Origin of the sequence: Sphingomonas sp. ID0503, from assembly GCF_048565625.1 — a bacterium.
Classification (GTDB): domain Bacteria; phylum Pseudomonadota; class Alphaproteobacteria; order Sphingomonadales; family Sphingomonadaceae; genus JBLZUR01.
In genome coordinates this window covers 1607886-1622925 of sequence record NZ_JBLZUR010000002.1, presented here as the reverse complement: position 1 = coordinate 1622925, position 15040 = coordinate 1607886, and the positions used below count along the sequence as shown (strand labels likewise).

Sequence of the window (15040 nt, the reverse complement as noted above, 5' to 3'; positions counted from 1 at the left end):
GTCAGGCCCTCGCTTCGGCCATGATGGAGGCAAGGGTGCGCTCCGCCAGGGTCAGCTTCATCGCATTGTCATGGGTCGGCCGCGCGCCGGCAAAGGCTCGCGCCGCCACCGCTTTCGCGCCGTTCGGCAGCGCGGCCTCCGCCGCCTCCACCCGCCAGGGCTTCGGCGCGACCCCGCCGAACGCCACTCGGCCGCTGCCGTCCTTCTGTAGTACCGCCGCGACCGAGACGAGCGCGAAGGCGTAGGAGGCCCGGTCGCGCACCTTATGGTAGAAGTGCTGCCCGCCGATCGGCTTCGGCAGGGTGACGGCCGTGATCAGTTCGCCCTTCTCCAGCACCGTCTCGATATGCGGCGTGTCGCCCCAGAGCCTGTGGAACTCGGCGATCGGGATCTTCCGCTCGCGCCCATCCGCGCCGACCGTCTCCACCACCGCGTCCAGCACGCGCATCGCGACCGCCATGTCGCTGGGATTGGTCGCGATGCAGGCGTCGGAGGTGCCGATCACCCCCAGCTGGCGCGAGAACCCGCCGATCGCCGCGCATCCGGAGCCGGGCTGCCGCTTGTTGCACGGCTGATTGGTGTCGTAGAAATACGGGCACCGCGTCCGCTGCAGCAGATTGCCCGCGGTCGTCGCCTTGTTGCGCAGCTGCCCGGAGGCACCCGCCACGATCGCGCGGGTCAGCACGCCGTAATCCTTGCGCACCCGCGCGTCGGCCGCGAGCGCGGTGTTGGTGACAAGCGCGCCGATCCGCAGCCCGCCCTCGGATGTTGCCTCGATCCGGTCGAGCTTCAGGTCCTGAACGTCGACCAGATGCGTCGGCGTCTCGATCTGCAGCTTCATCAGGTCGAGCAGGTTGGTGCCCCCGCCCAGGAACTTCGCGCCCGGGGTGCTCGCGACGGCCTTGGCCGCCTCCGCCGCAGTCTTCGCGCGCTGGTAGGTGAACGCCTTCATGCGTCGCTCCCGGCGACCTGTTCCATCGCCTCAAGGATGTTGGAATAGGCGCCGCAGCGGCAGATATTCCCGCTCATCCGCTCGCGCAGTTCGAAGTTGGAGAGCTGCGGCTTGGCGGCGACATCCTCCTGCACATGGCTGGGGATGCCGCGCTTGATTTCGTCCAGCACCGCCACGGCCGAGCAGATCTGCCCCGGCGTGCAGTAGCCGCACTGATAACCGTCATGCTCGATGAAGGCCGCCTGCATCGGGTGCAGCTTGCCGGGCATGCCCAGCCCCTCGATCGTGGTGATCTCGTCGCCCTCGTGCTGCAAAGCGAGGGTCAGGCAGGAATTGATCCGCTCCCCGTTTACCAGCACCGTGCACGCCCCGCATTGGCCGTGATCGCAGCCCTTCTTGGTGCCGGTCAGTTTCAGATGCTCGCGCAAGGTGTCGAGCAGGGTGGTGCGGGTGTCGAGTTCAAGCGACTGCGCCTCGCCGTTCACCTTCATCGAAACATGGGCTTTGGGGGGCGGGGTCAAGCTACGGGTGTCCTCTCGTGCTGCCGCAGGAACGGAGACCGCCGCGAACGCAGCGGTGCTCGCGCCGCCCGCCAGAACGGCGCGTCGCGAGACGTCGAAATCGGTCCTGTCCATAGGCCTCCAGCCAGTTGGCGCCGCCCGGCGCTTGGACGTCAGAGTGACAGACGAGCCTGGGGTTGTTCAAGTTCCAAAAGATACCGCTTCGCCACTAATCCCCCTGCGAAGCCGGTCAGCGCGCCCGCCGATCCGATCACCCGGTGGCACGGCGCCACGATCGAGATCGGATTGCGCCCGTTCGCCGCACCCACCGCCCGCACCGCCGCCGGCCGCTCGATCGCTTGGGCAATCTCCGCATAGCTCCGCGTCTTGCCGAATGGGATGCGGAGGAGGGCGGTCCACACCGCTTTCTGAAAGTCGGTCCCGCGGAAATCGAGCGGCAGGTCGAACGTCCTCCGCCCGCCCGCGAAATACTCGTCCAACTGTCGCCGCGTCTCCCCCAGAACCGGATGATCCGCTGCTTCCATCGTCTCGCCCAGCCGCACTCGGCTGCCGTCGTCGCTCTCCCACAGGATCGCAACCAGCCCGGCATCTCCGGCGACAAGGGTCAGTTCTCCGACCGGCGAGGGCATTTGGACGGCGCTCAGCATCTCGATCATCTCCCGATCACCGTCTATTGCCATCCCTTCGGCACCGCATCCCGCCGCTTGCGCTCAAAGGCTCTATCCATGCTCACGATGTACGGCATCCCGAACTGCGACACGATCAAGAAGGCGCGCATTTGGCTGGAGGGCGAGGGCGTCGCCTACACCTTTCACGACTACAAGAAGGCCGGCGTGGACGCCGCCGCCCTCGGGCGCTGGGTGGACGCACTCGGTTGGGAGACGCTCCTCAACCGCGCCGGCACGACGTTCAGGAAGCTGTCCGACGCCGAACGCGCCGACATCGACCGCGACAAGGCCGTCGCGCTGATGCTGGCCCAGCCGTCGATGATCAAGCGTCCGGTGCTGGAAGGCGACGGCAAGCTGATCGTCGGCTTCAAGCCTGCGGAGTATGGGGCGGCGTTCGCCTGATCATCCTCCCCCGCCGGGGGAAGGATCAGGCTACCCCACGAACGCCCGCTCGATCACGAACCCGCCCGGTGCGGCGTTCGATCCCTCGACGAACCCCATCCCCTCGAACTTGGCGGCGAGGTCCTTGATCATGTCCATGCTGCCGCACATCATGATGCGGTCGTGCTCGGGCTCGAAATGATGCGGTCCGCTCGCCTGCGTCTGGGTGCGGAAGATGCGGCCGTCGTCGATCAGCTTGTCGATCCGGTCGGATGTCGGGAACGGCTCGCGCGTCACGGTTGGGATATAGCTGAACTGTTCGGCCGCCGCCTCCTCGACCAGCGGGTCCCCCGCGAGCCGGCTCTCCATCAGCTCGCGGAAGGCGAGGTCGCTGACCCGCCGCACCGAATGGACGACGATCACCTCCGAATACATGTCGTACACGTCGGGATCGCGCATCAGGCTTAGGAACGGGGCGAGTCCGGTGCCGGTCGAAAGCATGAACAGCCGCTTGCCCGGCAACAGCGCGTCGGTGACGAGCGTTCCGGTCGGCTTGCGGCCGAGATAGACCTGGTCACCCGGCTCGATCTTCTGCAGCTTGGAGGTGAGGGGGCCGTCCTCGACCTTGATCGACAGGAACTCCAGCTCCTCGGCATAGGCGGGGCTTGCGATCGAATAGGCGCGCACCAGCGGCTTGCCGTTGTCGCCCTGAAGGCCGATCATCACGAACTCGCCCGAACGGAAGCGGAAGCTGGCCGGACGGGTGATCTTGAAGCTGAACAGATGCTCGTTCCAGTGATGCACCGACAGAACCGTCTCGACGCCGAAGGCGCCCGTGGGTTCGAGCGCGGGGGAGATGGACGTCTGTTCGGTCATCGCTTGGTCGTTCCGGGGTGATATCTGCAACCGGCTCGCAAATGGACGTGCAACGCGGCTGTCACAACCCCAAATGTCCTTGGCGCAACCGAAGCTGAACTGAAGACGGAGCCAGCATGACAACAGCCACCCGCATGACCATGCGCCGCACCGGCGGGCCCGAGGTGATCGAGGCGGAGACCGCTGATCTGCCCGATCCCGAGTTCGGGCGAAGTGCGCGTCCGCCACACTGCCATTGGCCTCAACTTCATCGACACCTATCGGCGCAGCGGCCTCTACCCGGTCGATCTTCCCGCCGGCTTGGGCATTGAGGCGGCGGGCGTGGTCGAGGCGGTCGGCCCCGGCGTCACCGGCTTCACTGTGGGTGACCGCGTCGCCTACGCGACCGGGGCGGTGGGGGCCTATGCCGATCGCCGCAACATCGCCGCCGACGTCCTGCTGCATGTGCCTGACGCCGTGGCGGACGAGATCGCCGCAGCCGCCGTGCTGAAGGGCATGACCGCAGGGTTCCTCGCCGAACGCTGCGCCAGGATGACGGCCGGGCAGACGGCGCTGGTCCACTCGGCCGCAGGGGGCGTCGGCTCCATCCTCGTGCAATGGCTGAAGGCGATCGGCGTGACGGTCATCGCCCATGCCGGATCGGCGGAGAAGGCGGCCAAGGCCAAGGCGCTCGGGGCCGACCACGCGCTCGATCTCCCCTATGAGGCGCTGGCGGCCAGGGTGCGCGATCTCACCGGCGGGCGCGGCGTCGATGCGGTGTTCGACGGGGTTGGCAAGGACAGCTGGGCCGCCTCGCTCGCGTCCACGGCCAAGCGCGGCCTCATCGCCTCCTACGGCAATGCCAGCGGCCCGGTCCCGCCCGTTCCCCCGCTCGACCTGTCGCGCGCCGGCTCGCTCTTCCTCACCCGCCCGACGCTGTTCGATTATGTCGGCGAGCGGCAGGAACTCGTCTCCCTCGCCGACCGCCTCTTCACGCTGATCGCGAACGGCGCGATCAGGATCGAGATCGGCCAGGCCTTCCCGCTCTCCGCCGCAGCCGACGCCCATCGCGCACTGGAAGGACGGCAGACCACCGGCTCCACCGTGCTGCTCCCGTAACCCACATCATCCCTCTCTCCGTCAGGCTGCGCCTGCCACGTCCCCCTTGCGGGGGAGGATGACTGTAGTAGACCCCGCCCATGTCCACGACCTACACCGTCGATAGCGCCACCAGCCGCGCGACACCCACGCCCGCGCCGATGAAGCGCGTCACCGTTCCCGCCGTCCGCGCGCGAAAGGGTGGGGAGCCGGTGGTGATGCTGACCGCGTACACCGTCCGAACCGCCCAGATCCTCGATCCGCATTGCGACGTGCTGCTGGTCGGCGACTCGCTGGGGCAGGTGGTCTACGGCTTGCCGTCCACCGTGCCGGTCAGCCTCGACATGATGTGCGCGCATGGCGCGGCGGTGGTGCGCGGCAGCTATCATGCGCTCGTCGCCGTCGACATGCCCTTCGGCAGCTACGAGGCTTCGCCCGAGCAGGCCTTCCTCAGCGCCTCGCGCATCCTGAAGGAAACCGGCTGCGCGGCGGTGAAGCTGGAGGGCGGGGAGGCGATGGCCCCCACGGTCGAGTTCCTGTCGCGGCGCGGCATCCCCGTGATCGGCCATGTCGGCCTTACCCCGCAGGCGGTGAACGCATTGGGCGGCTACGGCGCGCGCGGACGCAGCGCGGCCGAGCGGCAGCGGATCGTGGACGACGCGAAGGCGATCGACGCGGCCGGCGCCTTCGCCATCGTCATTGAGGGGGTGGTCGAGCCGATCGCCATCGAGATCACCAAATCCGTTTCCGCCATCACCATCGGGATCGGCGCCTCGGCTGAGTGCGACGGTCAGGTGCTGGTGACGGAGGACATGCTCGGCCTGTTCGATCGCGTCCCCCGCTTCGTGAAGCGTTTCGGCGCGATCAGCGGAGAGATCGAGGCGGCGGTGAAGACCTATGCCGCCGATGTTCGTTCGCGCGCCTTCCCGACGCCCGATCAGACCTACGCGCCAAAGGACTGACACGACTTTCGTTCCCTGATGCGCGCCGCTAAGGAGGGCCGCCCCGTCCGGGCCGTTCGGAGAAGTTTGCTTGGCCTTAACACCGCAGAATAACGACGCGTTCTTTCGCGAGGTCGATGAAGAGGTCCGCCGCGAACAGATCGGCCGGTTCTGGAAGCGTTGGGGAATCATCGTCGCCGTTGCGGTTGCGGTCGCTCTGATCGCGTTCGGCGGCTACCTCTTCTGGCAGCATAGCCGCACCCAGGCGGCGGCGAAGGATGGCGAGGCGCTGGTCGCCGCGCTGGAAACGGCCGAGCGCGGCAACGCCGCCGGCGCGAGGAAGAAGCTGGCCGAGGTGAAGGAATCCGGCCGGCCCGGCTACCGCGCCGCCACCGACCTGACGCTCGCCGCGCTCGCCTTGCAGAAGAATGACATCCCTGCGGCCGTGGCCCTCTATAACAAGGTCGCCGGCGACCAGAGCCTGGCCCAGCCTTATCGCCAGCTGGCGCTGCTGCGCGCGACCGCGCTCGAATACGACAAGCTGCCCGCCGCCAAGGTCATCGAGCGTCTCAAGCCGCTCGCCGTCTCCGGCAACGCCTGGTTCGGCAGCGCGGGCGAACTGACCGCGATGGCGCATCTCCGCAACAATCGCCCCGATCTCGCCGGGCCGTTGTTCGCGTCAATCGCGCAGGATCGTAACGTGGCGGACAGCCTGCGCAGCCGGGCGACGCAGATGGCGGGGGCGCTGGGGGTCAGCGTCGCCCAGCCCAAGGAGGGGAATAACTGATGCGGCCGATGAAGCGGGTGGGGGTCAGCCTCGCCATCGTCCTGGCGCTCGGCGGCTGTGGCCTGTTCGGCGGCAAGGAGGACAAGCGTCCCAAGACGCCCGTCATCGGCAAGCGCGTGCCGATCCTGAGCGGTGAATCCGCAGCCGAGGTGGACAAGGCGCTGGAGGGGACGCAGGTCGTCGTGCCGCCGCCCGCCACCAACGATGCCTGGGCGCAGTCGGGCGGCAACGCCGCGAAGTCGATGGGTCATCCCAATCTCGGCCTCCCGCTCGGTCAGGCGTGGAGCGTGTCGATCGGCAAGGGCGGGAACAACCGCGCGCGCCTCGCCGCCGGACCTGTCGTCGCGGAGAACCGCGTCTACACCATCGACACGACGGCCACCGTCCGCGCCTTTACCGTCGCGAACGGCAGCACTGTCTGGGAAACCCAGCTCGCCGACGGCAAGACGAAGGACAATCCCTCGCTCTTCGGCGGTGGCGTCGCCTATGAGGACGGCAAGGTCTTCGCCACCAACGGCGTCGGCCAGGTCGCGGCACTTGAGGCATCGACCGGCAAGGTCCTTTGGAAGGTCCGCCCGGCAGGCCCGTTGCGCGGCGCGCCGACCCTCGCCTTCGGCAACGTCTTCGTGGTGACGCAGGACAATCAGCTCTTTGCCCTCTCCGCTGCCGATGGCAGCCAGGTCTGGAACGCGTCCGCCGCCGGCGCCACCGCCGGCGTCTTCGGCGTGGCGGCGCCCGCTGCGGGGCAGGGGACGATCGTCGCCGGCTTCTCCTCGGGCGAACTCAACGCCTATCGCTACGAAAACGGCCGTAGCCTCTGGCAGGACAGCCTGTCGCGCACCAGCATCTCGACCGCCGTCGCCGCCCTCGCCGACGTGGATGCCGATCCGGTGATCGATAATGGCGTCGTCTATGCGGTGGGGCAGGGCGGTCGCATGGTCGCGCTCGAACTCACCACCGGACAGCGTCAGTGGGAGATCAACCTTGCCGGCATCCGCACGCCCTGGGTCGCGGGCGACTGGCTGTTCGTCATCACCGACGACGCCCGCCTGATGTGCATCGCCCGCGCCACCGGCAAGGTGCGCTGGATCAGCATCCTGCCGCGCTGGGACAACGAAAAGAAGAAGAAGGGGTATATCGGCTGGACCGCTCCGGTTCTCGCCGGAGGCCGCCTGATCCTGGCCAGTTCCGACGGACGGATGGCGAATATCGATCCGGAGACCGGCAGCATCCAGAACGAAGTCAAGGTCAAGGGCAGCGTCAGCCTCTCGCCCGTCGTCGCCAACGACACGCTCTTCATCCTGACCGACGACGGGCGCCTCAGCGCCTGGCGCTGATTCCCTTATGGCGCGCCTTCCCATCGTCGCGATCGTCGGCCGGCCGAATGTCGGCAAGTCGACCCTGTTCAACCGCCTCGTCGGCAAGAAGCTGGCGCTGGTGGACGATCGCCCCGGCGTCACGCGGGACCGGCGCGAGGGTGACGCCACCCTGATCGGCATGGACTTCCGCGTCATCGACACGGCGGGGTTCGAGGAAGACGATCCCGAGACCTTGCCCGGCCGGATGCGGGCGCAGACCCAGGCTGCGGTCGAGATCGCCGACGTCGCCCTCTTCATGGTCGACGCGCGGGCAGGAGTCGTGCCCCTCGACGAGGAGATCGCCCGCTGGCTGCGGGGATCGACCACCCCCGTCGTCCTCGTCGCCAACAAGGCCGAGGGCAAGGCGGGCGAGCAGGGCATTCTCGAATCCTACGCGCTCGGCTTCGGCGAACCCGTCCAGCTCTCCGCCGAACATGGCGAGGGTGTGGTCGAGCTGTTCGAGGCGCTCCGTCCGCTAATCGAGAAGGACGAGCCCGAGGCGGAGGAAGAGGAAGATCCCGACCGCCCCGATGCTCCGCTGAAGCTCGCCATTGTCGGCCGCCCCAATGCCGGCAAGTCCACCCTCGTCAACCGGCTCCTCGGCGAGGACCGGATGATCACCGGGCCGGAGGCGGGGATCACCCGCGACTCCATCGCGATCGAATGGCAATGGCAGGGTCGCCCCGTCCGCCTGATCGACACCGCCGGCATGCGCAAGCGCGCCAAGGTGCAGGACAAGCTGGAAAAGCTTTCCGTCGCCGACGCCCTCCACGCCGTCGACTTCGCGGAGGTCGTCATCCTGCTCCTCGACGCCACGCTCGGCCTTGAGGCGCAGGATCTCCGCATCGCCGACAAGGTGCTGCAGGAAGGCCGCGCGCTGATGATCGCGCTCAACAAATGGGACGTGGCGGAAAACGCCTCCAGCCTGTTCAACGGCGTCAAGGCCGCGCTGGAGGATGGTCTTTCCCAGGTAAAGGGCCTGCCGCTCCTCGCCGTCTCCGCAATGACCGGCAAGGGCCTCGACCAGATGATGGCCGCCGCCTTCGAGACCCGCGACGCCTGGTCGAAGCGCGTCACCACGGGCCAGCTCAACCGCTGGTTCGAGGATGCGATCGAAAAGAACCCGCCGCCCGCACCCGGCGGCAAGCGCATCAAGGCCCGCTACGTCACCCAGGTCAACGTCCGCCCCCCGACCTTCGCTTTGTTCGGCACCCGCGTCGACCTGCTCCCCGACAGCTACGTCCGCTACCTCGTCAACGGCATGCGGCGCGAACTCGGCTTCGGCTCGGTCCCCGTCCGCCTGATGCTCCGCCCCAGCAAGAACCCGTTCGACAAGAAGGACTGATCGTGCTGACCGTCGATGCGCGCGGAATGCGTTGCCCCTGGCCGGTCCTCCGCCTCGCCCGCGCGATCCGGCAGGAGATGCCGGACAGCGTCCGCCTCCTCGCCGACGATCCCCGCGCCGCCGCCGAAGTCGCCGCCTTCGCCGCGCAACAGGGCTGGTCCGTTTCGGCGGAAGGCGACACTTACGAACTGGCGCCGCTTACCAACCGTTAACGTCGAAAGACTATTCCGGCCCCTCAACAATGGGCGGCAAGGGAGGCCGGTACGGGTGAGGGATGGTTCGGATCTTGTCGATTGGCCCACGCTGCGCCAGTTCAAGGCTGAACTGGGCGGCGGCTTTGCTCGCATCCTCAACTACTTCCGCGACGACGGTGCGATCTCGGTCGAACGGATCGAAGCGGCGATGCGCACCTCCGACTCCGCCGCTCTCGTCCTCCCCGCCCACACGCTGAAGGGCGAGGCCCGCCAGTTCGGGGCCGAGGGTCTGGCGCTGATCGCCGAAAAGATCGAGATGACCGCCCGCCGCCTCGTCGAACAACGCCGCACCCCCGACGAACTGGTCAGCGAAGTCGTCGCCCTCCGTCCCGCCTTCGAAGCGACATTGACCGCCCTCGAAGGGGAGGCCACGCCGGCACCGCTCCCCACCGCCCGCCCAACCTTCGGCCGCCGCGCCGTCACCACCCCCAGCTTCGGCCGAGCCTAAATCCATCCTCCCCTTCCGGGAAGGATCGCTTCGGCTGTCCTACACAGCCACTTTCTGCTTCACCTGCGTGATGCACTGCCGACTCACTCACGCCGAAAGTTCACCCTCGCGCCGCCCACCCGCGCGAACCGCAACTTCACCCCTTTTCCGAGCCGCAACTTACACAACTTATCCGGCTTGGCGCCCCGGCAACATCCGCTGCAGCTCACGCTCGCCATCCCAGAACTGATGCTTCAGCGCGCCGAGCACATGAAGCGCGAACAAGGCGTAGAGGATCACCGCCAGATTGCCATGCGCCATGCCGAACCCGTCATGCACGCTCTCCTTCGTGGCGGGATCGAGCGACATGACCGCGCCGATGCGGGGCCATTCGAACAGGCCGAACAGGGACATCGGGTTCTCGCCCGCACTCTTCCAAGCCGAATCCATGATCCACCCGGTGAGCGGCAGGCCGAACATGATCAGGTACAACAGGAAATGCGTCGCCCCCGACGCATATGTCTCCCACCTCTTGTACCCGTGCGGCAAGGGCGGCGGCCTGTGCGTCAACCGCCACAGCACCCGCATAATGGTGAGGCCCAGCACCGTGATGCCGATCGACTTATGCGTGTCGATCAACGGCCGCACCCCGTCGTCCAAAGTCGGCCACACCCAGGCAAGCCCCACATTCGCGACGATCAGCACCGCGATCAGCCAATGAAACAGCATCGCCGTTCGGGTATAGCGCACCATATCGTTTCACCTCCGCAATGCCGCATTCATACGCCAAGGATCACGCTCCGCCAGTGACCCAGATGATGCACGCCTTCGAGCGGCAGTCACCGCGCCTGACCGCACGTCCGGTCGGCTGGCGCAGCCATGTCATCGGGGCGTTCGCGCCCGTCCTCTTCCTGACGCTCACCGCCATGACCTTCTACCGGCACAATGCCGCCGCCTGGGCGGTCGGCATCGCCTACATCCTCTACGACACCGCGCTCCTCGTCTTCACCGCCCGCCAGATCCGCCCGCTCCGCCACGGATCGCCCGTCCCCCCGCTCAAAGGCGCGGCGCGGCCGACACTCGGCGTCATCATCGCCGCCTATAACGAGGCGCAGGCGCTCGGCATCACCATCGACACGCTGGCGGGGCAGGCGGACCCACCCGAACTGATCCTCCTCGCCGACGATGGATCGACCGACGGGAGCGCCGCCGTCCTCGCCGACCTCTACGGCCTCGAACCGCCGGAGGTCGGCACGATGAGCGGGCCGTCGCCGGTCCTGCCGTCGCTCCGCTGGCTGCGCCTGCCCCATGCTGGAAAGGCGCGCGCGCTCAACGCCGCCCTGATCCATGTCGATAACGAGATGGTCCTGACCGTCGATGCCGACACCCTGCTCGCGCCCGGCGCGCTGAAGGCGATGCGCGACGCCTTCGCCGCCGAACCGCAGCTTGTCGCCGCGACCGGCGTCATCGCCCCTGTCTGCGGCCCGCATCTGATGGGGCGCTTGTTTGAGTGGTTCCAGGCCTATGAATATGTCCGCAACTTCCTGTCTCGCTACGCCTGGGAACAGGTGAACGGCCTGCTCCTCATCTCCGGCGCCTTCGCCGCCTTCCGCCGCGACGCGGTGATGGAGGTCGGCGGCTTCGATCCCGATTGCATGGTCGAGGATTACGAGCTGATCCACCGGCTCCACCGCCATGCCGCCGATACCGGGCAGGACTGGACCGTCCGCGTCATCGGCGCTGCGCTCGCCACCACCGACGCGCCTGCAAGTCCCATCGGCTTCCTCCGCCAGCGCCGCCGCTGGTTCGGCGGATTCCTCCAGACACAGCACTGGAACCGCGATATGGTCGGCAACCGCCATTTCGGCCGGCTCGGCACCGCGATGCTGCCGGTCAAGGCGATGGACCGTTACCAGCCGATCTACGGCCTCACCGCCTTCGCCATCCTGATCTGGCTGTTGGCGACTGGGCGGCTGGCTCTAGTCTGGACGGTCGTCGCGGTCATGGCGGCAAAGGTCGCCGTCGACCTCGCCTTCCACCTCTGGTCGATCGGCATCTACAAGCGCTGGACGGGTCAGAAGAAGGGTCTGGAACTCGGCCCCGCGCTCGTGGCGTCGATCCTCGAACCCTTCACCTTCCAGCTCCTCCGCCACGCCGGCGCCGCCTGGGGCTGGCTCGCCTTCCTTCGCGGCCGGGAGACCTGGGTGAAGCAGAAGCGGACGGCAGTGGGGGTTTAACTTCAAGGAGATCCGTTCGTGCTGAGCGAAGTCGAAGCACGGGCAAAGAGCACTGTCCCTGGAACCCGTCCTTCGACTTCGCTCAGGACGAACAGCGTGGATCTTGGACGCCTAGGCTTGCGTCAACACCCCATGCTTCTTCTTGCCCAGGCTGATCTTCACCTCACCGGCGACCGTCACCTCGGCCTTGTCGTCAGACAGCGCGACATCGCCGACCCGCACCGCACCCTCGGCGATCTTGCGCCGCGCCTCGCCCTTGGACGCGGCAAAGCCGATCCCCACCAGCGCGTCGACCAGCGCGATCGACCCGCCCTCGACCGTCAGGCGCGGCAGGTTGCCCCCGGCCGCACCTTCCTCGAACAGCCGCCGTGCCGTCTCCGCCGCGCCCTCCGACGCCTCAACCCCCCGGCACAGCGCGGTGGCGGCATTGGCCAGCACCTTCTTCGCCTCGTTGATCTCCGATCCGCCCAGCGCCTCCAGCCGGGCGATCTCGTCCAGTGGCAGATCGGTGAACAGCCGCAAGCGGCTCGGCACATCCGCATCCTGCGTGTTCCGCCAGAACTGCCAATAGTCATAGGCGGCCAACTGATCCTCGTTCAGCCAGACCGCACCACCCACCGTCTTGCCCATCTTCGTCCCGTCGGCATTGGTGAGGAGAGGCGTCGTCAGCCCGAAGACATGGGTCCCGTCGACCCGTCGGGCGAGTTCCACCCCGTTGACGATGTTGCCCCACTGATCCGATCCGCCCATCTGCAAGCGGCATCCGGCGCGGCGGCTCAGCTCCAGGAAGTCGTAGGCTTGCAGGATCATGTAGTTGAATTCGAGGAAGCTCAGCGACTGCTCCCGATCGAGCCGCATCTTCACGCTGTCGAAGCTCAGCATCCGGTTGACCGAGAAATGCTGCCCGATGTCCCTGAGGAAAGGAATATATTCCAGCTTGTCGAGCCAATCGGCATTGTCGACCATGATCGCGTCGGTCGTGCCATCGCCGAAGGTCAGGAACCGCTCGAAAACACGCCGGATAGACGCGATATTGTCGGCGATCGTATCCACCGTCAGCAGCTTTCGCGCCTCGTCCTTGAAGCTCGGATCGCCGATCTTGCCGGTGCCGCCGCCCATGACCACGATCGGCTTGTGCCCGGCGCGCTGCAGCTGGCGCAGCATCATGATGGACACCAGATGCCCGACATGGAGCGAAGGCGCCGTCGGATCGAAGCCGATATACCCCGGCACCACCGCCGTGGACGCCAGCGCATCAAGCGCCGTCGCATCGGTCACCTGGTGAATGTAGCCACGCTCACCGAGCGTGCGGAGGAGGTCGGACTTGTAGGTTGTCGTCATGGCGCGACCTCCTCTAGTCACCGGATGCGGGCTTGCAAACAGGAGCGGCGATCGAATGGCGGAAACGATGCTTGCCTTGGGCCTGATGTCCGGCACCTCGCTCGACGGCATCGACGCCGCGCTGATCGAGACGGACGGCGACGAGATCGCCCAGCCGGTCGCGTTCGTGAGCGAAGCGTACACCGATGAAGACCGGGCTGTCTTGCGGTCCGCGGCGGCACGAGCGCTCACCTTGGACCGGCCCGCGCCGGATCCGGAGATCGACGCGGCAGCCGGCCGCCTGACCGACCTGCACATCGCCGCAGTCCGCCGCTTGCTCGAACAGGCCGACCTGCCATGCTCCGGCGTCGGCGTGATCGGCTTCCACGGCCAAACCGTCGCTCACCGTCCGGATCGCGGCTGGACCTGGCAGATCGGTGATGGCGCCCGCATGGCCGCCGCCCTCGGCATCACGGTCGTGGATGATTTCCGCTCCGCCGATGTCGGTGCGGGAGGGCAGGGTGCGCCGCTTCTGCCCGTGTACCATCGCGCCATGACGGCAGAACTCCCACGCCCACTCGCCGTCCTCAACCTCGGTGGCGTGGGCAACCTCACCTGGATCGGCGAAGGCGAGGACATCGTCGCCTTCGACACCGGCCCCGCTAACGCCCCTATCGACGACTGGGTGCTGGCGCATACAGGAGAGCGGTTCGACAAGGGCGGCAGGATCGCCGGAGCCGGTCAGCCTGACGAAGTCCTGCTGACCCAGATGCTCTCACACCCGTTCTTCGACATCGCGCCCCCCAAGTCGCTCGACCGCGCCGACTTCACTTCGGATCGGGTGCAAGGGCTCAGCGTAGAGAATGGTGCGGCGACGCTCACGGCCTTCGCAGCGCGCTCGGTCGCCCGGGGTCTCGCGCATGTGCCCACGCTCCCCAAGCAGATGCTGGTGGCGGGGGGAGGGCGCCACAACCCTGTTCTCATGTCGATGCTGGCCGACGCTTGCGGGCTTCCGGTCGATCCGATCGACCTGCTCGGCCGGAACGGTGACGCGACCGAGGCGGAGGGTTTCGCCTATATGGCGGCGCGCACCCTCCGCGGCCTCCCGATCAGCTTCCCCGGCACTACCGGCGCACCTCACCCCCTGGAGGGCGGCCGCATCAACCGACCCTAGTTGGTGCGAAGCCGGGCGAGGTGACGCGCCTCAAGCAGGTCCCACAGCCCATGATGCTGGAGCAGGATCTGCTGCGCGCCGAAAGCCACGGCGCGCTCCACTGCCCGCATCGTCCCCAGTTCGCGGGCAAGGTCGCGGGTATAGCCGGCGCTCGGCAGGCGGCAGAGCGGCACCGGAATGTCGAGGCGACCGGCCGCCGCGTCGAGCACCCGCCGCACCGCCCACCAGTCGAGCGTCAGCGCCATCGCCGCGCCCAGCGCACATCCATCCCGATCCGACTTGGCGAGCATCTCCAGCGCATGGCGCTGCCCCAGCACCGCAGCCTCGGTCTCCGCCTGTCCTGGCGTGCTCGGCAGAGGCCCAGCCGCCACGACGATCTGCGCCAGATAGGTGCGCTCCGCCGCAAACGCCGCGGCCGCATCGTCCAGCCAAGGCCCGGCCCCGGGATGGATCGTCCGGTCTCGCGCGAAATCGACGACCCCGGGGTTCCGCCCGTGGACCACGCAAAGATAGTGCGCCGCATCGGCAAGGTCGCCCATCGACTCCGGCCGCCGCGATTCGACGAGTTCCGCCGGATAGTCATGCGCCGCGGTACCCTCCGCCGCGGCAAGCGACGGCAGGCGCTCGGCGAGACCGCCGACGGTTGCCATGGGAACGACGCTGGGCGTCATGGGAGTCTCCTCACACAATCCGATACGCTGATTGCTATGCGGGGAGAGATA

17 protein-coding genes are annotated in these 15040 nt (G+C 67.5%); 10 read left to right on the top strand and 7 right to left on the bottom strand.

From position 1 onward, the window contains the following. Nucleotide 1: 1 nt before the first annotated feature. Genes ACM608_RS08955 through ACM608_RS08945 form a run of 3 tightly spaced genes read right to left on the bottom strand, consistent with a single transcriptional unit; the run spans nt 2 to nt 2153 of the window. Nucleotides 2–952 (bottom strand): FAD binding domain-containing protein, encoded by a 951-nt coding sequence (locus ACM608_RS08955; RefSeq protein ID WP_419682884.1) that lies wholly within the window; start codon nt 950–952, stop codon nt 2–4. Beyond that, nucleotides 949–1587: an aldehyde dehydrogenase iron-sulfur subunit PaoA gene (gene paoA / locus ACM608_RS08950; RefSeq protein WP_419682883.1), complete on the bottom strand. Its 639-nt coding sequence runs from the start codon at nt 1585–1587 to the stop codon at nt 949–951. The genes ACM608_RS08955 and paoA overlap by 4 nt, the downstream gene beginning before the upstream one ends. A gap of 38 nt (nt 1588–1625) precedes the next feature. Continuing rightward, nucleotides 1626–2153: a methylated-DNA--[protein]-cysteine S-methyltransferase gene (locus tag ACM608_RS08945; protein WP_419682882.1), complete on the bottom strand. Its 528-nt coding sequence runs from the start codon at nt 2151–2153 to the stop codon at nt 1626–1628. Nucleotides 2154–2198: 45 nt separating this feature from the next. Between ACM608_RS08945 and ACM608_RS08940 the strand changes: the two genes are divergently transcribed. Beyond that, a complete protein-coding gene (locus ACM608_RS08940; RefSeq protein ID WP_419682881.1) occupies nt 2199–2543 on the top strand; it encodes an ArsC family reductase in 345 nt (114 codons plus the stop codon). 30 nt (nt 2544–2573) lie between these two features. Here ACM608_RS08940 and ACM608_RS08935 read toward each other — a convergent pair whose 3' ends face one another. Beyond that, entirely contained in the window at nt 2574–3398 is an 825-nt protein-coding gene (locus ACM608_RS08935) for a ferredoxin--NADP reductase (protein ID WP_419682879.1), read from the bottom strand. 213 nt (nt 3399–3611) lie between these two features. Here ACM608_RS08935 and ACM608_RS08930 point away from each other — a divergent pair, with 213 nt between their 5' ends. From ACM608_RS08930 to ACM608_RS08900, 7 genes are all read left to right on the top strand, one after another. Continuing rightward, nucleotides 3612–4496 carry a quinone oxidoreductase family protein gene (locus tag ACM608_RS08930; RefSeq protein ID WP_419682878.1) on the top strand — a complete coding sequence of 295 codons (885 nt, stop codon included), beginning with the start codon at nt 3612–3614 and terminating at the stop codon, nt 4494–4496. Between the two features lie 80 nt (nt 4497–4576). Beyond that, nucleotides 4577–5437: a 3-methyl-2-oxobutanoate hydroxymethyltransferase gene (panB, locus tag ACM608_RS08925; protein WP_419682876.1), complete on the top strand. Its 861-nt coding sequence runs from the start codon at nt 4577–4579 to the stop codon at nt 5435–5437. A gap of 70 nt (nt 5438–5507) precedes the next feature. After that, nucleotides 5508–6203, top strand: a complete 696-nt coding sequence (locus ACM608_RS08920) for a tetratricopeptide repeat protein (RefSeq protein WP_419682874.1) — start codon at nt 5508–5510, stop codon at nt 6201–6203. Continuing rightward, nucleotides 6203–7540, top strand: coding sequence for a PQQ-binding-like beta-propeller repeat protein (locus tag ACM608_RS08915; protein WP_419682873.1), 1338 nt, complete (start codon nt 6203–6205; stop codon nt 7538–7540). Before ACM608_RS08920 ends, ACM608_RS08915 begins: the two co-directional genes overlap by 1 nt. Before the next feature lie 7 nt (nt 7541–7547). After that, the gene (gene der, locus ACM608_RS08910) at nt 7548–8906 is read left to right on the top strand and encodes a ribosome biogenesis GTPase Der (RefSeq protein WP_419682872.1); all 1359 of its coding nucleotides are present in this window, start codon (nt 7548–7550) and stop codon (nt 8904–8906) included. Further along, on the top strand, nt 8906–9118 hold the full coding sequence (locus tag ACM608_RS08905) for a sulfurtransferase TusA family protein (protein ID WP_419685147.1): 213 nt from the start codon (nt 8906–8908) through the stop codon (nt 9116–9118). The genes der and ACM608_RS08905 overlap by 1 nt, the downstream gene beginning before the upstream one ends. Nucleotides 9119–9173: 55 nt before the next feature. Then, nucleotides 9174–9608, top strand: coding sequence for an Hpt domain-containing protein (locus tag ACM608_RS08900; RefSeq protein WP_419682870.1), 435 nt, complete (start codon nt 9174–9176; stop codon nt 9606–9608). Nucleotides 9609–9776: 168 nt separating this feature from the next. Here the strand turns inward: ACM608_RS08900 and ACM608_RS08895 are convergent, their stop codons facing one another. Then, nucleotides 9777–10340, bottom strand: coding sequence for a cytochrome b (locus ACM608_RS08895; RefSeq protein WP_419682868.1), 564 nt, complete (start codon nt 10338–10340; stop codon nt 9777–9779). Between the two features lie 62 nt (nt 10341–10402). Between ACM608_RS08895 and ACM608_RS08890 the strand changes: the two genes are divergently transcribed. Further along, a complete protein-coding gene (locus ACM608_RS08890; RefSeq protein WP_419685145.1) occupies nt 10403–11824 on the top strand; it encodes a glycosyltransferase family 2 protein in 1422 nt (473 codons plus the stop codon). A gap of 111 nt (nt 11825–11935) precedes the next feature. On the opposite strand, the gene tyrS is transcribed toward ACM608_RS08890, so the two are convergent. Next, nucleotides 11936–13165, bottom strand: coding sequence for a tyrosine--tRNA ligase (gene tyrS, locus ACM608_RS08885; protein WP_419682867.1), 1230 nt, complete (start codon nt 13163–13165; stop codon nt 11936–11938). Nucleotides 13166–13220: 55 nt separating this feature from the next. Here tyrS and ACM608_RS08880 point away from each other — a divergent pair, with 55 nt between their 5' ends. Continuing rightward, entirely contained in the window at nt 13221–14318 is a 1098-nt protein-coding gene (locus ACM608_RS08880) for an anhydro-N-acetylmuramic acid kinase (RefSeq protein WP_419682866.1), read from the top strand. Here the strand turns inward: ACM608_RS08880 and ACM608_RS08875 are convergent. Next, on the bottom strand, nt 14315–14989 hold the full coding sequence (locus ACM608_RS08875) for a DUF6975 family protein (RefSeq protein ID WP_419682864.1): 675 nt from the start codon (nt 14987–14989) through the stop codon (nt 14315–14317). The two genes, ACM608_RS08880 and ACM608_RS08875, sit on opposite strands and share 4 nt — an antisense overlap. Nucleotides 14990–15040: the final 51 nt, after the last annotated feature.

Excerpts from the sequence above, each read along its gene's own strand:
- ACM608_RS08955 (WP_419682884.1), bottom strand. The coding sequence starts at position 952 with ATGAAGGCGTTCACCTACCAGCGCGCGAAGACTGCGGCGGAGGCGGCC.
- paoA (WP_419682883.1), bottom strand. The coding sequence starts at position 1,587 with ATGGACAGGACCGATTTCGACGTCTCGCGACGCGCCGTTCTGGCGGGC.
- ACM608_RS08945 (WP_419682882.1), bottom strand. The coding sequence starts at position 2,153 with ATGGCAATAGACGGTGATCGGGAGATGATCGAGATGCTGAGCGCCGTC.
- ACM608_RS08940 (WP_419682881.1), top strand. The coding sequence starts at position 2,199 with ATGCTCACGATGTACGGCATCCCGAACTGCGACACGATCAAGAAGGCG.
- ACM608_RS08935 (WP_419682879.1), bottom strand. The coding sequence starts at position 3,398 with ATGACCGAACAGACGTCCATCTCCCCCGCGCTCGAACCCACGGGCGCC.
- panB (WP_419682876.1), top strand. The coding sequence starts at position 4,577 with ATGTCCACGACCTACACCGTCGATAGCGCCACCAGCCGCGCGACACCC.
- ACM608_RS08915 (WP_419682873.1), top strand. The coding sequence starts at position 6,203 with ATGCGGCCGATGAAGCGGGTGGGGGTCAGCCTCGCCATCGTCCTGGCG.
- der (WP_419682872.1), top strand. The coding sequence starts at position 7,548 with ATGGCGCGCCTTCCCATCGTCGCGATCGTCGGCCGGCCGAATGTCGGC.
- ACM608_RS08895 (WP_419682868.1), bottom strand. The coding sequence starts at position 10,340 with ATGGTGCGCTATACCCGAACGGCGATGCTGTTTCATTGGCTGATCGCG.
- ACM608_RS08890 (WP_419685145.1), top strand. The coding sequence starts at position 10,403 with ATGATGCACGCCTTCGAGCGGCAGTCACCGCGCCTGACCGCACGTCCG.
- tyrS (WP_419682867.1), bottom strand. The coding sequence starts at position 13,165 with ATGACGACAACCTACAAGTCCGACCTCCTCCGCACGCTCGGTGAGCGT.
- ACM608_RS08880 (WP_419682866.1), top strand. The coding sequence starts at position 13,221 with ATGGCGGAAACGATGCTTGCCTTGGGCCTGATGTCCGGCACCTCGCTC.
- ACM608_RS08875 (WP_419682864.1), bottom strand. The coding sequence starts at position 14,989 with ATGACGCCCAGCGTCGTTCCCATGGCAACCGTCGGCGGTCTCGCCGAG.